The organism is Streptomyces sp. NPDC047917 (genome assembly GCF_043204345.1).
In the GTDB taxonomy this organism is placed as follows: Bacteria; Actinomycetota; Actinomycetes; order Streptomycetales; family Streptomycetaceae; genus Streptomyces; species Streptomyces sanglieri.
This window is the reverse complement of sequence record NZ_JBIDCA010000012.1, coordinates 221,638-242,899: the sequence shown is the minus strand read 5'-3', so window position 1 is coordinate 242,899 and position 21,262 is coordinate 221,638. Positions and strand designations below refer to the sequence as shown.

The window sequence follows — 21,262 nt, the reverse complement described above, 5'->3', positions numbered from 1 at the left end:
GGGGGGGCCGGGGGGGGGGGTGGGGGGGGGGGGGGGTTGGGGGGGGGGTGGGGGGGGGGGGGGGGGGCGGGGGCCCCGCCCCCGGCCCCCCCCCCCCCCCCCCCCCCCCCCGCCAAATCGTTGGTCCCCCCGACCATGTGCGGGTCAGAATGGCCGGCATGACCTGGATGCTGGCCCCCGAACCGTTCGACTCCCCCGACGCCTCGTGCCTGCGTCGCGACTACTACGACGAGGTCGCCAGCCGCTACTGGGGCCGGCCCGCCACCACCGAGGAGATCGACGAGGGGCTCACGGACGACGGGGCCGACCGGCTCCTCCGGCCCACCGGTGAGTTCGTCGTCGGCCGCTTCGACGGGAAGCCCGCGGCCTGCGCCGGACTGCTGATGGTGGACGCGGACACCGCGGAGGTGACCCGGGTCTTCGTACGTCCCGAACACCGCGGCACCGGCGGCGGCGGACTGCTCCTGACGGCCGTCGAGAACGCGGCCCGCGCCCTGGGCGTACGCACGCTCCGGCTGGACACCCGCAACGACCTGGTCGAGGCGCGGGGGCTGTACGCCAAGCACGGCTACCGGGAGGTCCCTGCGTTCCACCGGCGGCAGTACGCGGAGCACTGGTTCGCGAAGGAGCTGAGCACGGAGCCGAACACGGAGCCGAACGCGGAGGCCGACGCGACGCCGAGCATGGAGCCGCGCGTGTAGGCCGACGCAATGCCGAGCACGGAGCCGAACGCGGAGGCCGACGCGACGCCGAGCGCGATGCCGAGCATGGAGCCGAGCGCGATGCCGAGCGCGATGCCGAGCGCCGAGGCGTACGGCTACGTACTCGTAGGGGTGCTGGATTCGCGGTTCAGGCCGCGTGGTCCCGTTTCGGTTCGGGACTGTGCGGCCGTTCCTTGCTCGACCCGTTCGTCTCCGCGGTCAGCTCCTCCACGAGCCTGACCAGGTCGGTCGGACGGTCCGGGCCCCACCAGTCGCCCAGCAGTTCGGCCATGGACGCCTCGCGGGCCTCCGCGAGCTTCACCACCGCTTCCGAGCCGGCCTCGGTGAGCACCAGCTGCACGCCCTCGCGCCGGACCAGCCCGCGTTCCTCAAGCTGCCGGGCCGCCTCGCTGATCACCCGCAGCGGCACCGGGGCGATGTCGGCGAGCCGGCCCGGTTCGACCGTGCCGTGCCGTTTGATCCGCAGCAGCATCCAGCTCGCCGCGGGCAGCAGGTCGTAGCCCGCCCGCTCGGTGATCTTCACATAGACCTCGCGACGCCCCGCGCGCGTGGCGAGCACCGAGAGTGCGCGGGCGCACTCGTCGTACGAGGACCGCTCCACCGGGTTCGACGCCAGGGTCTCGGTGGGCTCCGGAGCGGTCACCGAGCCGCGCAGTCTGTCCTCCTTGAGGAACCAGGCGAAGACGAAGGCGACGAGCACGACGGGAGCCGCGTACAGGAACACGTCCGTGATCGACGTCGCGTACGCGTGCAGTACCGCCGGCCGCAACACGGGCGGCAGTTGCCCGATGGCACGCGGATCGGAGGCCAGCCCCTCCACACCGGCGCCGGGGGGCAGCGAGTGGCCGGCGAGTGCGGCGGCCAGCTTGTCGGTGAGCCGGTTGGTGAAGATCGTGCCGAAGACCGCGACGCCGAACGAGGCGCCGATGGACCGGAAGAAGGTGGCGCCGGAGGTGGCGACGCCGAGATCCTCGTACGTGACGGCGTTCTGCACGACCAGCACCAGGACCTGCATCACCAGGCCGAGCCCCGCACCGAAGACGAAGAAGTAGCTGCTCATCACCCAGGTGCTGCTGGTCTCCGTGAGCCGGTGCAGCAGCAGGAGCCCGATCGCGGTGAGGCCGGTGCCGGCGATCGGGAAGACCTTCCAGCGGCCGGTGCGGCTGACGATCTGCCCAGACGCGGTCGAGGTGATGAGCAGACCCAGCACCATCGGGAGCATGTGCACACCGGACATCGTCGGCGAGATGCCGTGCACCACCTGGAGGAAGGTCGGCAGGTAGGTCATCGCGCCGAACATCGCGAAGCCGACGACGAAGCTGATGACGGCGACGAGGGTGAAGGTCCTGATCCGGAAGAGCTTCAGCGGGATGACGGGTTCGGCGGCCCGGCGCTCCACCTGCACGAAAGCGACCAGCAACAGGACGCTCAGCACGGCGAGGCCGATGATCTGTGCCGAGCCCCAGGCCCAGGTGGTGCCGCCGAGCGAGGCGACGAGAACCATGCAGGTGGCGACGGAGGCGATGAGGAAGGTGCCGAGGTAGTCGATGGTGTGCTTCGTGGCGCGGACCGGAATGTGCAGCACGGCGGCGATCACCAGAAGCGCCACGACGCCGATCGGCAGGTTGATGTAGAAGACCCACCGCCAGCTGAGGTGCTCGGTGAACAGCCCGCCGAGCAACGGCCCGAGGACGCTCGTCGCACCGAAGACCGCACCGAACAGGCCCTGGTACTTGCCTCGTTCGCGCGGCGCGACGATGTCGCCGACAATTGCCATGGAGAGCACCATGAGCCCACCGCCGCCGAGACCCTGAAGCGCCCTGAAGCCGATGAGCTGCGGCATGTTCTGGGCGATGCCGCAGAGCGCCGAGCCGATGAGGAAGATGACGATGGCGGCCTGGAAGAGCTTCTTGCGGCCGTACTGGTCACCGAGCTTGCCCCAGAGCGGGGTCGCGGCGGTCGACGCCAGCAGGTAGGCCGTGACCACCCAGGAGAGATGCTCCAGCCCGCCGAGGTCGCTGACGATGGTCGGCAGTGCGGTGGAGACGATGGTCTGATCGAGTGCGGCCAGGAGCATGCCGAGGAGCAGTGCGCCGATGGCCACCAGGACCGACCGCGTGGAACGCTCTTCGCCGGGGGCCGGGGTCGGGGCCGGGGGGCTCAGGGGCTGGGCCATGGACATCTCCTCGGGTCCGCTACACCCCTATCCTGGCCTTTTCATGCCGTTATGGCCTGCTGAGTCACCGTTACGGGAACGGGGCCGCGCTTCAGTACGGAAACCGCGCTGGGGCGCGGGGACCGCCCGTCGGCCTGGGACCGTCCGTCGGCCTGGGGCCGCGCCTCGGCGCGAGGGCCTCGCTTCGGTATGGTGCCGCGCCGCGGTGCGGCATTCGGTACGGCGTTGGGCATTTCGGCAGCGAGCTGCATAATCGCAGGGCATTCAAGGGGAGGGGCCCATAATGACCGGACATATATGCCCGGAGTGCGGTACGGACAGCAGACCCGGTGGCGGCGGAGGACCTGGCGCCGGGTGCGTGTGCGCGCGGCGGGCGGCCGAGAAGGCGGAGATGGCGGCCGCCGAGGACTTCGATCCGTTGCGGATACGTCCGTACGTGACGCTGGGGGCCGACGCCGCCCCGACCGACGCCGACGGGGCCGTGCAGGAACAGGAGCCGCACCTCATCCCGGAGGACGCGGCCACGACGATGCCGCTCTTCCTCGGCCCGGCGGGATCGATGGCGAGCCCGCCGCCGGACGCCGTCGACCCCGCCGGGCCGGCCCGTCGTACTGATCCCGTGAGTCCGACCCGTCCTGTCGACTCCATCGGTCCGACCCGTCCTGTCGACTCCATCGGTCCGGCCCGCCCTGTCGACTCCATCGGTCCGGCCCGCCCTGTCGACTCCCTCGACCCGACCCGCCCTGTCGGCCCCATCGATCCGGCCCGTTCCATTGACTCCAGTGGTCCGGCCCGTCCCGCCGGGGCACCCGGCGAGGAACCCGAAGCGCCTCGCCGTCGCCACCCCCTCGCGGCCGTCGCCGTGGGAGCGGCCCTGGTCGCCGTGGTGGGCACGGCGGCATTCGCGACCGGGCTGCTCGGCGGAGGCGACGACGGGGACACGGGCCGACGACATGCCCTGCCCGGCACGGCGGTCGACGTGCCCGGGGCGAGCATGCCCGCGACGAAGCCGGCGCCGGTTTCCGTAGCGCCCTCGCCCTCGCCCTCCGCTTCGGCCTCCGCGTCACCGTCCGCGTCGGCCACCGTCTCCCCCTCGGCGAGCGCCTCGCCGTCCGCCTCCGCGTCCACCGCCTCCTCGCCACCGGCCTCCGGCATGCCCTCGCACACCACGAGCAGCCCGCCGTCGTCCGCACCGCCCGCCTCCCTGGCCGGTCCCGCCCTGCGCCTCGGCGACCAGGGGGCCGCGGTGGCCGAGCTGCAACGCCGCCTGGGGGAGATCTGGCTCTACCACGGGCGCGACGACGGCGACTACTCGGACCGGGTCGAGCACGCGGTGAGCGTCTACCAGTCGTACAAGGCCATCGAGGGTGACCCGCCGGGGGTGTACGGCCCCGAGACCCGCCGCGCACTGGAGGCCGAGACGACGGGCCGGTGACCGGCCGGGCTGCCGAAACCGAAGGAATTGGCTTTCTCGGACAGCTTTTTGTATCGTGATGGAACAAAGTAGCCTCCGCCCGCCACCCCCTGACCGGCGGGCGAGGCTGCTTGTTCTCCTCCGCCCATGCCTGCCCCCTCCCCGCGTCTGCCCTCCGCCCGCGTCGTCGCTTCCCGGCGCCGTCGCTCCCCCCGTGTTCTGGAGCCCGCCCATGCCGGCCACCGTCCTCACCGCCCGCGCCCTTCTCCTGGACATGGACGGCACCCTGGTGAACTCCGATGCCGTCGTGGAGCGCTGCTGGCGGCGCTGGGCGCTGCGCGAGGGGCTGGACCCGGAGGCCGCGCTCAAGGTCGTCCACGGACGGCAGGGGTACGCCACCATGGCGGTGCTCCTCCCGGACCGCCCGATGGAGCAGAACTACGCGGACAACCGGGCCATGCTCGCCGAGGAGACCGCCGACACCGAGGGCGTCGTGCCGATCGGCGGCGCGTCGGCCTTCATGGACGCGATCACCACACTGCCGCACGCCCTGGTCACTTCGGCGGACGAGGCGCTGGCCCGGACCCGGATGACCGCGTCCAACCTGCGGATGCCCACCGTCCGCGTCACCGCCGAGAGCGTCGGCGCCAGCAAGCCGGACCCCGAGGGCTTCCTCAAGGGCGCGGCCGAGCTGGGCTTCGACCCGGCGGACTGCATCGTCTTCGAGGACTCGGAGGCGGGCATCGCGGCCGGCCGGGCGGCGGGCATGCGTGTCGTGGGCGTCGGCCCGCGCGCCGGGGCGCTCTCCCCCGACGCACACGTCGAGGACCTGACGCAGGTCCGCGTGGAGGCGGCTCCGGACGGCTCGGTCCGACTGCACATCAGCGCGCGATAACCCGCGCAACGCCCGCACCGGGCAGCCCCCGCCCGCCCAGGGCCGACGTCACACCCGGTGCAGCCGCCCCCGCGCCACCAGTTCGAGCACCGTCGTGACGGCCACCGCCTGCACGGCCATCAGGGCTACCAGTACGAACAACTGCACGGCGCCCGCCTGCACCGGTGAGGCGCCGCCCAGCAGCATGCCCACGAAGGCTCCCGGCAGGGTCACGAGCCCCACCGTCCGGGTCTGATCCAGCCCCGGCAGCAACGCGTCCGACGCCGCCGGCCGGGCGATCTCCAGCCGCGCGTCACGGTCGAGCAGCCCGAGCGCCATCCCCGCCTCCACCTCCCCGCGCCGGCTCGTCAGCTCGTCCAGCGCCCGCCTCCCGCCGAGCACGGTCGCGGTCAGCGCACCGCCGATGAGGATGCCGGTCACCGGGATCAGCGCGATGCCCCGGACCGGCACGAGTCCGGTGAGCAGCAGCAGCGAGACCACCGGAACGACTCCCGCCGCGATCGGCAACGCCGCCCACCACCAGGTGCGATTGCGGGTGATCCGGCGCCCCGCGGTCCGTACCGCCACGGCGTACATCAGCGCCACGAACCCCAGCAACGGCGGCAGCGAACGGACCACCCAGCCGATGAGCAGGGAAACCGCGGCGAGTTGGACCGCGGCCCGCAGCCCGGCCAGCAGAATCTCGCGGGCCCGGCCGAGCGAGGCCAGCGCGGCGACCGTGGCCGCCGCGGCGAGCAGCAGGGCGAGTACGACACCGAGCGTGATGTTGACCGGTAGCAGCACGTCGCAACCCTACGGCCCGCCCGTTCCGAACCCCACCGGACCGCCCCGTACCGGACCGGCCGAGCGAATCACCTCCCGGCTCCGTCGACTTGTCGCCACGTCAGCCTGCGCGCCCGCGCAGATGCGGACGTACGCCCCCATGCTCCAGTCCTGTTGGTCAGAACCCTTGATGTGACGTGACCATGTCGCCACTCTGTTACCTGGTGCCCACCCCACGGAAACCTGGCACCGCCACGATGGCCGGGCCCCACGGGTCACCCGTCCAAGGTCCCCCCACATCAAGGGAGTTCGCATGTCTGGTGTCTACGCGCGTCGCATCGCCGTCGTCGCCGCATCCGCCGCCTTCGCCGCAACCACCGGTCTGCTCACCGCCCCCACCGCGCAGGCAGCCATGCCCACCCCGGTCTCCGCCTCGACCGCCCGTACGTACCTGAGCGAACTGACCGTCTCGGCGGAGGGTTCGTCGAGCGGCTACAGCCGCGACAAGTTCCCGCACTGGATCACCCAGTCGGGCGCCTGCAACACCCGCGAGGTCGTGCTGGAGCGTGACGGCACGAACGTGGAGCAGAACTCCAGCTGTGCCGCCGTCAGCGGCAGTTGGTACTCGGAGTACGACGGCGCCACCTGGACCGCCGCCTCCGATCTGGACATCGACCACATGGTCCCGCTCGCCGAGGCCTGGCGGTCGGGCGCCAGCAGCTGGACGACCGCCCAGCGGCAGGCGTACGCCAACGACCTGACGCGTCCGCAGCTCATCGCGGTCACGGACAACGTCAACCAGTCCAAGGGTGACAAGGACCCGGCCAAGTGGATGCCCTCGCGCACCGCCTACAAGTGCACGTACGCGCGCGCCTGGGTGCACGTGAAGCACTACTACGACCTGACCGTCGACTCGGCCGAGAAGAGCGCGCTGCAATCCATCCTGAACGGCTGCTGAACCGGCCGTCCGGACAACCGCCGCCAAGCGCCCGACCACCCTCCCCGGTCGTTCGTTCCACATGGGTACGGAGCCGTGCAGACCGCACGGCTCCGTACCCATGTACGCACCCCCTCCCCTCCCGCCCGCCCCGGCGCGTTTTCGGCCGAGTACGGCCCAGTGCGACCGATCGCGGCCGGTACCCGCACGCCCCGGAAGCCCGCCGGGCGGCGACTGCCGGTGCTCGGCACCCAGCGGGCCCGCCGGACCCACGAGAAATCCCTCTCCACCCCGCCCCGCACGGAGCCGTGACACCTCACCGCCCCGGTTCGCGCCACCACTGGTCCACACATCGTCGCCGGAGCGTCCGGGGCCGCTTCCCCGCCGTACCCTTCGGCGGCGGTCCATGTGCTGCCGGGTGATGCGCCCCTTACATACGCGGCGGAACCGCGCGGCACTCCCCGGCACCGGACGGCGCCCCGGGAACCGCATCCGGCAGCTGACCTGCCCCGCTCGCACACAGCTCGCCCCCGGACCACCCGCAGCCGGCCTCCGCCCCGCCCGGAGCCTCCCGGAGCCGCACAGCACGGCGGACCGGCGGACCGTCCGCACAGCGACGGCCGGACGGACGCGTCACCGGCCCAGTGGTACAGCCCATGCGGACCACGCCCCGGCAACCCGCCCACACCCCCGACTCCACATGGCCGGAAAGCTGCGCCGCCATTGGTTCAGGCCAAGACAGCGAGCACAGCTTCGCAGTTGGAGGCGGTGCCGGACCGAAGCCTGACCGAGAAACATGGGGCTACTTTCAGCCAGTCGACATAATGTTGAACTTGCAAGCATTGGTGAGGTTTCCCTAATCTGAGGCACCCGATCGGTTCACGTCCCCACCAGACCGAAGGAGCCCTCCCCCCATGCACGCACGCTTGAACCAGGCTCAGCCCTACGCACTCGGCCTCTTCCGGATCGTCATCGGCCTGTTCTTCACCTGCCACGGCGCCGCCTCGCTCTTCGGTGTCCTCGGCGGCATGAACGGCGGATCCATACCCGCCGGCACCTGGCCCGGCTGGTACGCGGCGGTCATCCAGTTCGTCGGCGGCATCCTGGTGACGGCCGGACTGGGCACCCGTGTCGCCGCCCTGATCTGCTCCGGCTCCATGGCATACGCGTACTTCAAGGTCCACCAGCCCGAGGCGCTGTTCCCGCTGCAGAACGGCGGCGAGCCCTCGGCCGTCTTCTGCTGGGCGTTCCTGCTGCTGGTCTTCACCGGCCCCGGCGCACTGGCCCTTGACCGGCTGTTCGGCCGGGGCGGCACGGAGCACGACAAGGACCGCGCGCCCGAGCAGGCACCGCCCGTAACGGTCTGATCCGCCTGATCCGCAGGGCCGCTCCTCGCGTACATCCGGACGTGCGTCCGGGCACACATCCAGGCGCACATCCCGGCGCATATCCGGATCCATATCCGGACAGCATCAGGGCCTGCGCCCGGAACCAAAGCTTCCCATTTCCGGGTGTACGTGAGGTTCCCAACATCGTCCGTATTTGTCGATCACCGGATGAACGTCAGGCGTACGCTGTACAGCTGACCCTGCCGCTCCTGCCGCTCCCCTGCGACGTCGCGGCGTTGTTCCGAATCGGGGAGTAGTAGGTGCTTGAGAGTGTGGGCGCACTGACCGGCAGCCCATGGATCTACGTCGTGGTCGCGCTTTCGGTGCTCCTGGACGTATTTCTGCCTCTGCTGCCCAGCGGGGTACTGGTGATCACCGCCGCCACGGCCGCCGCCGCCGGTTCGACGACCGTCGCGGGCGCGGGCGCCGCCCAGCAGGTGACCGAGGTCCCCTCGCTCCTCGCCCTGATGCTCTGTGCGGCCACCGCCTCGGTGCTCGGCGACCTCGTCGCGTACCGGCTGGCCTGGCGCGGCGGGGAGCGCCTGGACCGGGCCATCGCCCGCTCCCGCCGCCTCACCTCCGCGCAGGAGCGCCTCGGCGCCGCCCTCGCCCGGGGCGGCGGCATCCTCGTCATAATCGCCCGCTTCGCCCCGGCCGGGCGCTCGGTGGTCTCCCTGGGCGCGGGCGCCGCGCACCGCAAGGTCAAGGAATTCCTGCCCTGGTCGGCCCTGGCGGGCGTGGCGTGGGCCGGATACAGCGTGGGCCTCGGCTACTTCGGCGGCCAGTGGCTCGGCGCGACATGGGTGGGCACGGCGGTCTCGGTCCTCGCCCTGTTCGTGGCGGGCGCCCTGGCCGCCTGTCTGATGCGCCGCCCGGCAGCGGAAGCGGCCGCCGCGGCATCGGCGGCCGCCACGGCCACTACGGCGTCCTGACCGCACCCCGGATCTCCAGGCCGTCCAGCAGTCTGACGGTCGCCTCGGTGATCTCGTCGACGGCCCGGTCGAAGACCTCCTGGTTGTGCGCGGCCGGAGCGCGGAAGCCGGACACCTTCCGTACGAACTGCAGGGCGGCGGCCCGGATCTCCTCCTCGGTGGCCTCTTCGGGGATGGCTGGCGGGCGAAGGGTCTTGATGCTGCGGCACATGACTCAAGTGTGAACCGCACCACTGACAATCGCCCTCCCCTCACCTGCCTCCGGCCCCCGCTCCCCTCACCGGACCCGTTCGACGGCGGGGAGTGCGTACGTACCGTCGAGGACCCCGGTCCCCGGCGCACGGAGCCGGAGCACGAACAGGAAGTCCCCGTCGGGCGCCGGCAGCCAGTTCGCCGCCGCGACCGGGTCGTCCGGCCGCTCCCGCTGGACCCGGACAGTCAGCGAACCGTCCACCGCGTACGCCGGAACGCGCCCCGCCGAGCTCTCACCGATCCGCGAACCGGCCACGTGACGACCGGCCACGCCGCACCCGGGCCCGCCGCACCCGGCCATGTCGTACACGGCCAGGGACCAGCCCGCTTCGGCCGGCGGCCGCCCCTCGAAGCGCAGCACGTAGGAGTGGGCCCCGTTCAATCGCCCGCCCCCGGCGTCACACAGCGCGCGGGCGTACACCGCCTCGTAACCGTGGACGCCCCACAACGCGCTCCGCGCCGCCACCGCCCTGGTCAGGTAGGACGCCTCCCGGTCGGTGATCCGCCACTCCGGGGAGTCGACGGTCCCGACGCCGTAGTGGTCGAGGTTGTAGTCGAAGAGATGTGGCTGCATCGCCCACCCCGCGCGCACCGCGTCGGCCCGGTCCGCCTCCTCCACCCGTGCCCCGCCCCGCGCCGCCCCTTCGGTCAGCGCGCGCACAAGGACGGGGTCGGCACGGACGTAGGGCGATGCCCCTTCCTCCAGCAGCCCCAGCGGCTGGAACCGGTCCTGGTACGCCCGGTCGGGCGCGGACGGCGGGAAGTCGGCCATCCACACCCTGAGCTGCTCGAAGAACCGCAGCGGCTCAGGTACGTCGGGGTCCGGCGCGGGCAGTCCCGTGCGGTGCGTACCCGGTTCGACGTACGTGATGGTCAACTGCTCCTGGAACGCGCGGACCCGCTCCGCCCCGTCCGAGCCACCCCCGTGGTCACCACCGTCACCGTGGCCACCGCCGTCGCGGTCTTCGTTGTCGCAGTCACTGCGTCCGAGGACGGTGACGACGGAGGTGGGCGCGTCGATGACCCCGAGCACTCCGTCGGGCACGCGTCCCGCCCAGCCCGGGGGCACGACGAGCCAGTCACCGGTCCGGGTAGCGGTGGGACGGTGGCCGACGTACGCGAAGTTGTCGGTCCAGGCATCGACGAACTGCAACACCCGATACGCGCTGTCCGGACCGCCCCGGCCGTCCGGGGCGTCGGGGGCGCCCGGGACGTGGATCAGAACCGCTCCGCCGGAGAGGTCGAGATGGGCGACGGACCGGACGGTGTCGTCGCCGACGGACACGAAGGGTGTGTCGGGAGGCACCGGCCGGTCCGCGTGCGCGAAGCGGTTGAACGGGGTGGGCGGCAGCGGACCGTAGCCCGTGTACATGGCGCCCTCGACCACCGAAAGGTCACGGACCAGCGGATATCCGTAGACGTACGCCTCGGCGGCGAGAGCTACGAGATCCACCGCTGCCTCCTCCCGGCCCCCGCCTCCCTCAGATGACCGCCTTCGAGCTTTCCGTGCACAGGGCCCAGATCACGAACACGTCGATGGCGATGGAGATGATCGCCCAGATCGGCTGGTACGGCAGCCAGACGAAGTTGATGATCACGCTGATGGCGGCCAGCACCACACCCGTGGCACGAGCCCATTCGGCACCCTTGAGGATGCCCCAGCCGACGACGGCGAGCACGATGCCGAGAACGAGGTGGATCCACCCCCAGGAGGTCACGTCGAACTTGAACGTGTAGTTCCTGACGTGCGCGTAGACGTCGTCGGTGGCGATGCCGGAGATGCCCTTGATCACTCCGAGGACACCGTCGACGAGCAGCAGAACACCGGCAAAAACGATTCCGCTGGCCGCCCAGGGATTGAGATCCCCCTGGCCGGCGGAACCGGCGGTACCGGGCGTGGGCGCTGTGTGAGCCATCGGAACTCCTTGGCCGGATCGGGACTGCGAGACAGAACCGACCCTGCGCGCCGCCCATCCACGGAACCACTCGGACGCACCCATCCGGGTGAAACCTGCCACGGCCGGCGCCTGTCCGTCCGTCCCTACGACGAGGGAAGCCGCGTCACCTTGGAGACCTTGCACGTCATCTTGCCCGGGACCTTCCCCAGCCCCTGGGCCTTCTGCACCGACTTCTGCCCCGCCGCCAGATCGGTCGCCGTCGCCAGCCCCGAGGCCCGGCGCGTGCCGTCCCCGTCCACGAACTCCACGGACACGATGTAGGACGCCTGGACGTCGCCGTGGTTGACGATCTCCACATCCGCATCCGGCCACTCGGTCAACGAGTCCACCGCACACCGGGTGATCCGCACATCGCCCTCACCGTCCGTGCCCTCCAGGGCCGGCACCTCCGTGGGCGCGTCCGAGGCATCCCCCGGCCCGGGCGCACCGCTCTCCGTGCCCTCCACCGCCGACGGCTTCGACCTGGCCGAGGGCGAGTCCCCACCACCGGCCACGGCGATCAGCACACCGAGCACCAGCAACACGGCCACCCCGCCGAGCACCGACAACGTGACGATCAACCCGGTGCGGGACTTCTTGACCGGCTGCGGATACCCATACGTCCCTGGCCCCGGCGCCTGCGGCCACTGCGCATAGGGCGACGGCGCCTGCTGGGGCGGCTGAGGCATCTGCCCGGAACCGGGCTGGGGCTCCTGACCGGGCTGGGGTGGCGGATAGCCGTACGACATGTGCATCCCCCCTGGGACATAACTGACGTGACCAGGACACATTACGACGTCCACGGACTCGCCCATCCCCGGGGAGGCCCCACGAACCGGGGCCATGAACAACCCGGCCGACGAACACCGCCCGCCCGCTCCGCTGATGCGCCTCCGACACCCCGAACCTAAACTGGCCAAGGCATGAAACCCCCAGGTGAGGGAGGCATCCCATGGCCAAGCGAGGCAACAAGCGCCGCGCCCGCAAGAAGAAGAACGCCAACCACGGCAAGCGCCCCAACGCCTGAACCGAACCACGCGGTGCCCTGGGAAGCGCCGATGTCTCCCAGGGCACCGAACACCGAGCCGCCACCGGCCCCCTCGGGCACTACAGACCGCGCAACGCCTCGTTGAAATCGGCATAGGCACTCCAGCATTCGACGCTGCCGTCGTCGTCCAGACTCCCCATGTACCAGTCGTCGTCATCGACGGGCTTCACCAGACACAACCCATGGAATCCCAGGACGAGTTCAGGCCGGAGCCGTTCGTCCTCCGCCGGCCACCCCAGCCACGTCACACAGCGATCGCTGTCGAGCACCGTCGCCTCCCGGTCACCGGAGACTCTGCGGATCTCCTCCAGAGTCCACCCTGCTGGTAGCTGTCCACTCGTCACCCGTCGATGATGCCTGCCGGCGCAACGGCCGCCGCGCTTACGGGCCGAGACCAGAACCCGGTCGCCGGCCACACCCCGACGCAGCACAATTCCGGGCATGGGAACAGACATTCACGGCTTCATCGAGTGCCGGTGGGATCGGTGGCTGGACGAGGACGACCGCCGCTGGGAGAAGGCCATCGACCTCGCGCATCTCTACAACGGCCGCTCCTACCTTGCCTTCGGCTCCCTGTTCGGGGTACGCGACACCACCTCCTTCCGCCCACTCGCCGACCACCGCGGCTTCCCTCCGGACATGTCACGGGACGTCTCCGCCGCCATCGAGCCTTGGAGCCCGGACGCTTTCGGTGCGTCCTGGATCACGTGGGCGGAGCTGTCGGCCGTGGACTGGGACGAGGCCGCGAACGAGGTGGACGAATGCGTCCACGAGTACCGCCGGATCCCTGACGGCTCCTGGGAGATGTACGGCCGCAACTCCAGCCTCACCCGTTTCGCCCAGCTCTCCGGCCTCACCGACCCCCACGCCCTTCACCGCGCAGGCAGCGCGCACCCCGAAGGAACCGAGTGGCCGGACGGCAACCGCCTCTTCCATATCGGCCGCCTCCGCCGCAGCCACTCCGTACCGGACAGCGACTGGGGTGCCGTCTGGTCGATCATGCGCACGTTGTCGAACCTGCACGGCGCCGAGGGCGTCCGCCTGGTCGTCTGGTTCGAAGGCTGACTCCCGCGGTGGGCGGTCAGGAGCCGTTCTCGTTCGGCAGGTGCTCAGCGTGGTCGATGCCGGTCTCGGACCGGCCATCGTGACGAGTTCGGTGGTGCGGTTGGACGGAGAGGCCATCGGACAGCGGGACTACCACACGCAGCAACGCGTAGTGAGCCTGTTCCCCACAGAGTCCAAGGCGCACTCCTTACGCCCGGGCGCCGTGGTACTGGCCGGGCAGTCCACCTGCTTGTTGTCACTGGCCGGGTTCGGCGAAGACGAGAACGATTGGTTCTGGGATCTCATCACCCGACGCCTTGTGATCGAGATCGTCTACGAATCCCTTTACGGCGGCGCGAACTTCGCTGTGACGCCACCTGTGTTCCGAAAGAAGCGGCTGCCACCGGGCCGCCATCCGCGCTCTCCAACCCGACGGCCTCGACCGCGCGGGCTCGCCCACAGCAGTACCTGAGCGGAGTGGTACGCCGAAGGCCCCCAACCATGACCGGGCCTCCGCACCAGTGGGCGCGGACGGTTTCGAACTGTCGGCATCTGCTTCGGCAGTGTGGTCGTCGCCGACGTGGCCCCGAGGTCCCGCCACCCCGGCGACCGGACAAAGGTATCCATGTACCTCCGTCCAACGCCGTTGATGTCAGCGGTGGATGTCGAAGTCCCTCGTGTCTCACCGTGGAATGCTGCCGAGTCGGCTGCGTTGCAGGCACGTTCAGCCGTCGGTTTCTTGATCCTTTTGGCTTCGAGGAAAAGTCAGCGAGATCGACCATATGCACGCGAGCAGACCGAAGCCGAAAGGCAGGCCGTCCCATGGCTGCGGCAGCGCGTGCTGGAGAGCGGTCGTCCCCACACAGATGGACAGGAGTACCAGGACGAGCAACGGACGTCGCACAACGTGCCTGACCACCGCCATGAACGATACGCCGAACCGCTTCGATCTCCCGGCCTTCATGTCTGGGACTGTAGCCACACACCGTCGCCACGTACACCAACCCACCACGCACCCCAACTCCCACGACGCTCGCCAGCCCCCGGCCGGCACCCGCGAACAGCGCCCGTCCCCCGGAGTCTGACCTGCCCCGGAGGCATGTCCTTCACCCCGGATTGGTTCTCGGGACCGCATCAAGAGTGCTGGTACCGACACCCGTCGGACCGGGCGACGCCCGATATCCATGAGCAGATCAAGAGGGCACGGCCGGCAGACATCCATGAGCTCGGAGACCCCCGGCACATGGACGACACAACACCCGTGCCCGCCACGAACACAAAGCAACGAGCAAGGCCCAGGCACCCGGGTTCACTACCGGCGGCCTGGGCCTTTGTCGTTCTACCTGCTGGTGGGCGCGGACGGTTTCGAACCGCCGACATCTGCTTTGTAAGTTCGGCCGGAGGGACCTAAGCACCTGGCGGTCTCCGCCATGGCTGCCGTCCCGGGCTCCCCATGGCTGCCGTTGTACGCCGACGTTGATGTCAGGAGTGGATGTCAGCTCACGGGTTCGGCATCTGCTCGTCAGCCGGCCTGCGCGGTCGCGACAAAGCCGCGGCAGCACGCCTGTCATTTGCATGCTTCTGCGCAATCGAGGCTCGCAGCTCCTCGGGAGTCGGCCATGGCGCCTGCCGGTGGATCATGCGGTGACAGTTGGCGCAGATGAGGGCAAGATCACTGAGTTTGGTCCGGCTTTCCCCAGCTACGTGGAGCGGAAGGACGTGATGGCACTCGATGTACCCGGCACCGCGGTCCCCGTAGACCTTCTCGAACTTGAAGCCGCAAGCCTCACAAGCGAGCTGTCCGCCACGCTGAAGAACGGAAGCTATCTTCTTCTTGCGCAAGCCCTTGTCCCGTTCGCGCGCCCTGTGCCAGCGCATAAGCAGCCGCCCCTCAGGTGCGCTGAATTCGTCGCCGAACTCCTCTTCCTCAGTCGGCGCGAAGGACTGCAAGTCGCCGGCGGCGATGCCGTGCCGAATCAGCCTCGCGGCCTCGGTCATCTCCTGCGGCCGGGCAAGGAACTCATGCAGCACCGCGACATCCAGTGCGCCACCGTTGGTGGGTTTCCCCCGGTACTCCGGGTGCCGAGTGGCGATGTCGAACGTCTTACGCGCGACACCGTTGGGGTTGCGGAACTTCTCGTTGCGGTCCGCCTCGGCGTGGATGGGAAGCAGCTGGAGCAGAGCGGATAGCTCCGCTACCCGGCCGTCCCCAGCGTCCAACCCCTTCCAACCTTTCTCCATCACCAGCTGACAGGCAAGGATGATCTCGTCGCGAGCCCAGTCCGGGTTCTTGATGGCCTTGACCTGGAAGCCCACCCGCTTGAGCCACGCCGCGGCATGCTCCTTCCCGCCGCTGAACTCGTCCCGAGTGAGGGCCCGCCCCTGATCCCACTTGTGGGCCACGCCGGCGACGGCCTTGGAGTCATACGCCTGACCGTCGTGAACCAAGACATAGGACCGCGCCTCCCCGAAGCCGTACTTCGACAGGAAGGCTTCACGCCCCAACTCGTCGTGCTCCGCCAGGGCCTTGAGCACAGACTCTCGCGTGATCGCTCCTCTTCGCATAGGAGGATCGTAGGGCCGAGCCATGGCTACACTCTCGCCCCTTCGACACACAGCGGTGACTCACGCCACCAATAGCAGCTTCAGCGCCGGGCCAGGGGGCAGGCCTGCAGGGCAGGCAGTACGAGCTGTTGACTCTTCATCCAAAACGTATACCAAGTCGCTCGGTCTTGCGATACCGTTCGCAGCAGAGTCATTAGCGGACGGCATGGAGGCTAGGAATGTCCGAGGCGAATCCGAGCAGCGACCTTATTCCAATTGAGAGTAAGACGAAGACCATACAGACCTGCTTTCAGCAATGCCTTTACGAAGTCCCCAATTTCCAGCGCCCATACAGCTGGTCGCGTGATCAGCTCGTCGATTTTTGGGACGACGTGATCCTAGCGAAGGGCGACTTTTTCTTCGGATCCACGGTAACTTGGGTCAGCAAGAAAAGAGACCTATTTAGCGATACTTATTCCATTATTGACGGTCAACAGCGGCTAACCACGAGCGCAATCCTTTTGTCCGTTGTGCGTGATGCACTTGACGAAGTAGCTACTAAGTACGCCAACGTCGCCGGATTTGATGCCGACGTAGCCAGCAGCCAGGCCCTAAGCACACAAAAGTATTTGGTCGTCAAGGACGATGACGGTAAGAGCCATCCAGTTTTGCGTCGACCCGAGAGCATGTTTTACGAAGAGATCCAGAATCCAAATGCCATACCATCGGGGGCAAAGTGGAATAAGAGTGCCGAACGAATTGGGGAGGCGCGTTCCTTCTTCGAGGACAAAATCCTCTCCGCCCTCAAGGGATTGACGCCAGATGGGCAAGTTGAGCATCTCAAATTGATTCGCTCAAACGCTTTGAAAGCGCGCGTGATTCAGGTTGAGCTGGCGTCCGAGGAAGACGGCTTTTTGGTCTTCGAAACATTGAATACGCGTGGATCAGACTTGCGGCTGTCAGACCTGGTCAAGAATCTCCTGATTCGCGGCAGTTCTACAGAGGCCGAGGACAGAGGGGCGGTTGCAAGTCGCTGGGAAAGAGTAGTAGACAGTGTTCAACTAGGGCGCGTCAGCGCAGATGTCGTCGACAGGTTCATTTGGCAGTCCTGGAACTCTCGCCGCGAGGCGGTAAAGGAGCCTGAACTGTTCAAAGCGATTAGCCGTATCGTGAGTACAGGCCCGGACGCACATCTCTCATATCTGCGGGAACTCGAACGCGATGCGGAAACTTATCAATGGCTTGAGGCTGAAAATGTACAGGTGCAGCCGAAATCTCGTGGCCTACGAAATGCGTTCGCCGTTCCAGAGTTCGTTGACAGTGTTCGCGCGCTTGCACTTTTCAACGTCTCCGTAGCGAACTCGACGGTACTTGCAGTGGCTCGCAAGTTCCACGAAACAAGGTTGCTCAAGCAATCGCAGGTAGTCGAAGTTCTTAGGCTAGTTGAAGCCTTCCATTTTCAGTACACAGCGCTCACGAATAGCGGATCTACTGGCGGAACTCGAAGCCGGTATAACCGTTTTGCTGTTCGCTTGGAGAGCGCCACATCCTCCACCGAGGTGGCGGTGGCTATCGAGGATCTCAAAGAAAAACTGCGTACAAGCCTGCCCGACCGCACAAGATCTGTTCAAGCATTTTGTTCGCTGTTCTACGCACCGTCGCTTCAGTTGAATCAGGCGCAGAAGCTCCGATCTCGTAAAATCTTTATCGCTTATGTGCTGATGTCATTTGCAAAACTGGAAGGGCTATTGCCCGCGGGGCAAAATCTCGCGACTTGGTCAATTGAGCACATCAAGCCTCAGTCCGTGGCCTCCAAGAACCATCTCGACCCGGTCTACTCGATTGGAAATCTGACGCTACTCACCAACCGTCTAAACAGTGCCCTTGGGGATGCACCGTTGTCCTCTAAGGCTGAGGCGCTTAGGAAGGGAAGGGCATTTTTCGATACGGAGCTCGAAGCGTGGGAAGCGAACTCCGACGCCTTCCCGTCTGATGCCCAGATCGAGGCAAGATCGCGTTTTTTGGCGGCCGACGCGCTTGACCGAGTTTGGAAGCTATAGATGGGGCCGGCCTATATGCCGAATAGGCTGCGGGGGCCCCGATCAACCCACCACTCACCCCGGCTCCCATCCCGTCCGCCTTCGACCCACACACCGTGGAGCGGGCGTGGTTCAGGGCGTCAAGGTGGAGCGCGCCACTGTACGAACGACCTTGACGCCCTGGGCCGCGACTGCTCGGCTCTGCCTGGGTCGAAGGTGGTCGGGATGGGAGCCCCACAACGCTCACCACGAATCCGCCGGCACCCGCGAACGGCGCCCCTCCCATCCCGGAGTCTGAGCGCCCCCGCCGGAGGCATCGTCTTGAAGCCGCGGGCTTGGTTCTCGTCTCATGCCCTACCGGCCCATCCACTGCGGGCGCGCGTCGGCGGCGGCAGCGCCGAGCGGGCCGAAGGCAGGAGCGCGGGCGCAGCCAGAGCCGGGAAGCGCGCCCGGCGGAGCGGAGCGCAGCCGGGTGCCTTGATGAGGTAGAGAAACCTGTAACAGCTCGCGGAGCCGTGGCGACAGGGCGGTCTTGCGGCATAGGTCTGCTCCTGCTCCGATGGTGGTTACGGGGCAGGCGGCTGCTGGGGGCGGGCATGGCTGAGTTGCGGGTATCCAGTTGGAAGCGCCATGGGTTGGACCGGCTCTACGTGAACACACCAGATGGAACAGCCGTGGCATGGTTCGATCGGCAAACTGGGCATATTGAGATCAAGGACGAGGCGTTACGCCTGCCAATCCTGAACGTCCTTGCCCCTTACATGGCCCGTGCGACGACCGCGCCCGTTGCGGTCACATCGACGCCCCTCCCCCCTCCCCCCGAGTACGACCTAGCCTTGAGGCGACCCGGTGACGCGCTGCGGGAAAAGATCAAGGAAGTTTCGCCGAGCCTGGTAGAGCGCTACCTCTCATGGATTCTGCGCCGCCCGACTGAGGCCGATCCCTGGAGAGCCGGACTTCGGGGTGAACGCGTCGTCAGTCGAGAGCTGGCGCGGTTGCCCCGCCATGACTGGCGTGCACTGCATTCCGTACCACTGTCTCCAACCTGGGATATCGATCACCTGCTGGTGGGGCCCGGCGGTGTCTTCTCGATCAACACAAAGAACCATCGCAACAAGTCGGTCTGGGTTGGCGACCATGCAGTCCGCATCAACCACGGGAAAGGGCGCCCGTACCTCCGGAGCAGTCGGCGCGAGGCTGAGATCGTGAGGGACGTACTCGAACGAGGATGTAACTTCCCTGTCGCAGTCAACCCGTTGCTCGTCTTCGTTCGTCCGGCCGACCTAACCGTGGTGCCCTCCTTGCACGATGTAAGAGCGATCGACGAACGAGCCTTGGCCAGTCTGGCACCCCTGGCCGGAGCCCTGCTGCCTGAGCAGGTGGAAGCCGTATACGCCGTGGCGCGTGACCAACGTTCCTGGTCTGGCTCTCTCTGACGGCTCTCAGCGGCTGGCGAGCTTCCTGCCATCATGCGCTCGGACGTGGGGCGCATCGTTCAGCAGTGCATCGGTGACGCGGACTGCGTAGACCTCAGCCATACGGCTGGTCACCTCGTCCGGGGTCAGCCACTCGACCGCAGTGGACTCCTCCGAAAGCTGCTCCTGACCGCCCTCTGCGTGGCACCGGAAGACAAGAGCGACGATGCCCCGGGCCGTGTTCTTGTAGACGCCGGTCAGCCTGTCGACCTGGACCTTGATCCCGGTCTCCTCGTATACCTCGCGGCGAACTCCGGCCTCCGGAGCCTCGGACAGTTCGAGCACGCCCCCCGGCGGTTCCCACGTTCCGTTGTCGGCTCGCCTGATCGTGAGGACTCGCCCGTCCTCGCGGACCACCACCCCGGCTACGGACACGGAGTGGAGCGGCGTTGACGGGATCTCGGGGCGACTGTTACTCATGTACATGAGAATAGGAGACTGAGAAGGACTATGGCGAGTAGTGAAGTGGCCTCTTCGGCCAAGGCGAAGTATCTCCAGATCGCAGACGACCTAGCGGCGCAGATCCGGTCGGGAGCTCTGGCTGCTGGGGCCGCTGTGCCAAGCGAAACGGAGCTCATGGACCGCTACGGCGTGGCCTCGGGGACCGTACGCAAGGCAGTCGCTGAACTACGTACGACTCAGCTGATCGAAACTCATCACGGGCGGGGCTCGTTCGTCCGGTCTCGACCTCCGGTACAGCGCAAGTCCTCGGACCGCTTCCGCCGGTCTCACCGGAAGGCAGGCAAGGCGGCCTACCTCGCGGAGACCGAGCAATCCGGCGGCAAGCCGTCCGTGAACGTCCTCTTCATCGGCCCGGTAGAAGCACCGCAGGAGATCGCGGAGCGGCTGGACATCTCGGCCGGCACTCAGGTACTCGCACGCAAGCGCCGGTACTTCCGGGACGGTGTCCCTACCGAGGAAGCCACCTCGTATCTCCCCTGGGACGTGGTGAAGGACATCCCAGAGATGTTCGCCGAGAACCCCGGCGGCGGCGGGATCTACGCACGGCTAGAAGATCGTGGGCACACCCTCTCGGAGTTCACCGAGACTGTCAGGGCACGTCTCGCGTCCAAGCCGGAGGCGTCCGCACTGGCGCTGAGTCCGGGGTCCCCCGTGATTCATCTCGTAAGAAGTGCGGCAACGAACTCTGGCCGCGTTGTCGAGGTATGCGACACGATCATGGCCGCTGACCAGTTCGTATTGGACTACCGCTTCCCAGCCGGAGACTGACAGAGCATCAGCAGAGACAGCCCGCCACAAGATTCTTTTTCGTGGCGGGTTGACTCATGTACAGGACTCATGCACTCTTCTAGCTATCACTCATGTACATGAGTGACGGAGATCCTCTCTTCTACAGGAGAAGTCATGCCGTCCTTCAAGATTGACGTTTCGACTGCTGTCGTGTTCGTTGCGACGCCTCCGACTCCGAAGCTCGTGAGCAAGCAGACCGGTGAAGTAGCGATGGACCGGGAGACCGGTGCCCCGCTCGCGACCGTGGGCCTGCTGATCTCGGATGAGGGGGAGGGCAACCTCTACCAGGTGACGGTGCCGAGCACGGGGGTCCCGGAGAGCCTGACCCCGGGGACGCCGGTCACGGTGATCGGGCTGAAGGCGCGGGACTGGGAGAACACGTTCAACGGGCAGACCCGGCACGGAATCAGCTTCCGCGCGGTAGCGATCACGGCGGGTGCCTGATC

23 protein-coding genes are annotated in these 21,262 nt (G+C 67.8%); 13 read left to right on the top strand and 10 right to left on the bottom strand.

Going from position 1 to position 21,262, the window contains the following annotated elements:
* Positions 1 to 158 precede the first annotated feature (158 nt).
* Positions 159 to 701 (top strand): GNAT family N-acetyltransferase, encoded by a 543-nt coding sequence (locus ACGF8B_RS28945; protein ID WP_392744289.1) that lies wholly within the window; start codon positions 159 to 161, stop codon positions 699 to 701.
* A gap of 148 nt (positions 702 to 849) precedes the next feature.
* On the opposite strand, the gene ACGF8B_RS28940 is transcribed toward ACGF8B_RS28945, so the two are convergent.
* Positions 850 to 2,898, bottom strand: coding sequence for an MFS transporter (locus ACGF8B_RS28940; RefSeq protein ID WP_392744286.1), 2,049 nt, complete (start codon positions 2,896 to 2,898; stop codon positions 850 to 852).
* A 283-nt stretch (positions 2,899 to 3,181) separates the two neighbouring features.
* Between ACGF8B_RS28940 and ACGF8B_RS28935 the strand changes: the two genes are divergently transcribed.
* Both ACGF8B_RS28935 and ACGF8B_RS28930 read left to right on the top strand, forming a co-directional pair.
* The gene (locus ACGF8B_RS28935; protein WP_392744284.1) at positions 3,182 to 4,333 is read left to right on the top strand and encodes a peptidoglycan-binding protein; all 1,152 of its coding nucleotides are present in this window, start codon (positions 3,182 to 3,184) and stop codon (positions 4,331 to 4,333) included.
* Between the two features lie 211 nt (positions 4,334 to 4,544).
* Positions 4,545 to 5,207 carry an HAD-IA family hydrolase gene (locus ACGF8B_RS28930; protein ID WP_392744281.1) on the top strand — a complete coding sequence of 221 codons (663 nt, stop codon included), beginning with the start codon at positions 4,545 to 4,547 and terminating at the stop codon, positions 5,205 to 5,207.
* 48 nt (positions 5,208 to 5,255) lie between these two features.
* Here the strand turns inward: ACGF8B_RS28930 and ACGF8B_RS28925 are convergent, their stop codons facing one another.
* Positions 5,256 to 5,990 (bottom strand): ABC transporter permease, encoded by a 735-nt coding sequence (locus ACGF8B_RS28925; protein ID WP_392744278.1) that lies wholly within the window; start codon positions 5,988 to 5,990, stop codon positions 5,256 to 5,258.
* A 292-nt stretch (positions 5,991 to 6,282) separates the two neighbouring features.
* On the opposite strand from ACGF8B_RS28925, the gene ACGF8B_RS28920 reads away from it, so the two are divergent.
* The 3 genes from ACGF8B_RS28920 to ACGF8B_RS28910 all read left to right on the top strand — a co-directional run bounded on the left by ACGF8B_RS28920 (position 6,283) and on the right by ACGF8B_RS28910 (position 9,226).
* Entirely contained in the window at positions 6,283 to 6,927 is a 645-nt protein-coding gene (locus ACGF8B_RS28920; protein WP_392744276.1) for an HNH endonuclease family protein, read from the top strand.
* Positions 6,928 to 7,820: 893 nt separating this feature from the next.
* A complete protein-coding gene (locus ACGF8B_RS28915) occupies positions 7,821 to 8,273 on the top strand; it encodes a DoxX family protein (protein WP_259927332.1) in 453 nt (150 codons plus the stop codon).
* 281 nt (positions 8,274 to 8,554) lie between these two features.
* Positions 8,555 to 9,226 carry a DedA family protein gene (locus tag ACGF8B_RS28910; protein WP_392744273.1) on the top strand — a complete coding sequence of 224 codons (672 nt, stop codon included), beginning with the start codon at positions 8,555 to 8,557 and terminating at the stop codon, positions 9,224 to 9,226.
* On the opposite strand, the gene ACGF8B_RS28905 is transcribed toward ACGF8B_RS28910, so the two are convergent.
* The 4 genes from ACGF8B_RS28905 to ACGF8B_RS28890 all read right to left on the bottom strand — a co-directional run bounded on the left by ACGF8B_RS28905 (position 9,213) and on the right by ACGF8B_RS28890 (position 12,164).
* On the bottom strand, positions 9,213 to 9,437 hold the full coding sequence (locus tag ACGF8B_RS28905; RefSeq protein WP_072483455.1) for a DUF2277 domain-containing protein: 225 nt from the start codon (positions 9,435 to 9,437) through the stop codon (positions 9,213 to 9,215). The genes ACGF8B_RS28910 and ACGF8B_RS28905 overlap by 14 nt on opposite strands.
* Positions 9,438 to 9,503: 66 nt before the next feature.
* Entirely contained in the window at positions 9,504 to 10,931 is a 1,428-nt protein-coding gene (locus ACGF8B_RS28900) for a DUF1254 domain-containing protein (RefSeq protein WP_392744270.1), read from the bottom strand.
* A 28-nt stretch (positions 10,932 to 10,959) separates the two neighbouring features.
* Positions 10,960 to 11,394, bottom strand: coding sequence for a hypothetical protein (locus ACGF8B_RS28895; RefSeq protein WP_392744268.1), 435 nt, complete (start codon positions 11,392 to 11,394; stop codon positions 10,960 to 10,962).
* Positions 11,395 to 11,519: 125 nt separating this feature from the next.
* Positions 11,520 to 12,164 (bottom strand): hypothetical protein, encoded by a 645-nt coding sequence (locus ACGF8B_RS28890; RefSeq protein ID WP_392744265.1) that lies wholly within the window; start codon positions 12,162 to 12,164, stop codon positions 11,520 to 11,522.
* A 203-nt stretch (positions 12,165 to 12,367) separates the two neighbouring features.
* Between ACGF8B_RS28890 and ACGF8B_RS28885 the strand changes: the two genes are divergently transcribed.
* Positions 12,368 to 12,442 (top strand): 50S ribosomal protein bL37, encoded by a 75-nt coding sequence (locus ACGF8B_RS28885; protein ID WP_015034725.1) that lies wholly within the window; start codon positions 12,368 to 12,370, stop codon positions 12,440 to 12,442.
* 80 nt (positions 12,443 to 12,522) lie between these two features.
* Here the strand turns inward: ACGF8B_RS28885 and ACGF8B_RS28880 are convergent, their stop codons facing one another.
* Entirely contained in the window at positions 12,523 to 12,807 is a 285-nt protein-coding gene (locus ACGF8B_RS28880; RefSeq protein WP_392744263.1) for a hypothetical protein, read from the bottom strand.
* A 97-nt stretch (positions 12,808 to 12,904) separates the two neighbouring features.
* On the opposite strand from ACGF8B_RS28880, the gene ACGF8B_RS28875 reads away from it, so the two are divergent.
* Complete coding sequence (locus ACGF8B_RS28875) at positions 12,905 to 13,528, top strand: hypothetical protein (RefSeq protein WP_392744260.1); 624 nt, start codon at positions 12,905 to 12,907, stop codon at positions 13,526 to 13,528.
* A 40-nt stretch (positions 13,529 to 13,568) separates the two neighbouring features.
* Entirely contained in the window at positions 13,569 to 13,979 is a 411-nt protein-coding gene (locus ACGF8B_RS28870) for a hypothetical protein (RefSeq protein ID WP_392744257.1), read from the top strand.
* Between the two features lie 252 nt (positions 13,980 to 14,231).
* Here the strand turns inward: ACGF8B_RS28870 and ACGF8B_RS28865 are convergent, their stop codons facing one another.
* Positions 14,232 to 14,471, bottom strand: a complete 240-nt coding sequence (locus ACGF8B_RS28865; protein WP_392744254.1) for a hypothetical protein — start codon at positions 14,469 to 14,471, stop codon at positions 14,232 to 14,234.
* A gap of 536 nt (positions 14,472 to 15,007) precedes the next feature.
* Positions 15,008 to 16,072, bottom strand: coding sequence for an HNH endonuclease (locus ACGF8B_RS28860; protein WP_392744251.1), 1,065 nt, complete (start codon positions 16,070 to 16,072; stop codon positions 15,008 to 15,010).
* Between the two features lie 218 nt (positions 16,073 to 16,290).
* Here ACGF8B_RS28860 and ACGF8B_RS28855 point away from each other — a divergent pair, with 218 nt between their 5' ends.
* Both ACGF8B_RS28855 and ACGF8B_RS28850 read left to right on the top strand, forming a co-directional pair.
* Positions 16,291 to 18,111, top strand: a complete 1,821-nt coding sequence (locus ACGF8B_RS28855; RefSeq protein ID WP_392744248.1) for a DUF262 domain-containing protein — start codon at positions 16,291 to 16,293, stop codon at positions 18,109 to 18,111.
* Between the two features lie 575 nt (positions 18,112 to 18,686).
* Positions 18,687 to 19,526, top strand: coding sequence for a nuclease-related domain-containing protein (locus ACGF8B_RS28850; RefSeq protein WP_392744245.1), 840 nt, complete (start codon positions 18,687 to 18,689; stop codon positions 19,524 to 19,526).
* A gap of 6 nt (positions 19,527 to 19,532) precedes the next feature.
* Here the strand turns inward: ACGF8B_RS28850 and ACGF8B_RS28845 are convergent, their stop codons facing one another.
* Positions 19,533 to 19,997 (bottom strand): NUDIX hydrolase, encoded by a 465-nt coding sequence (locus ACGF8B_RS28845; protein ID WP_392744635.1) that lies wholly within the window; start codon positions 19,995 to 19,997, stop codon positions 19,533 to 19,535.
* An 18-nt stretch (positions 19,998 to 20,015) separates the two neighbouring features.
* On the opposite strand from ACGF8B_RS28845, the gene ACGF8B_RS28840 reads away from it, so the two are divergent.
* Entirely contained in the window at positions 20,016 to 20,795 is a 780-nt protein-coding gene (locus tag ACGF8B_RS28840) for a GntR family transcriptional regulator (protein WP_392744242.1), read from the top strand.
* A gap of 135 nt (positions 20,796 to 20,930) precedes the next feature.
* The gene (locus tag ACGF8B_RS28835; protein WP_351724003.1) at positions 20,931 to 21,260 is read left to right on the top strand and encodes a hypothetical protein; all 330 of its coding nucleotides are present in this window, start codon (positions 20,931 to 20,933) and stop codon (positions 21,258 to 21,260) included.
* Positions 21,261 to 21,262 lie beyond the last annotated feature (2 nt).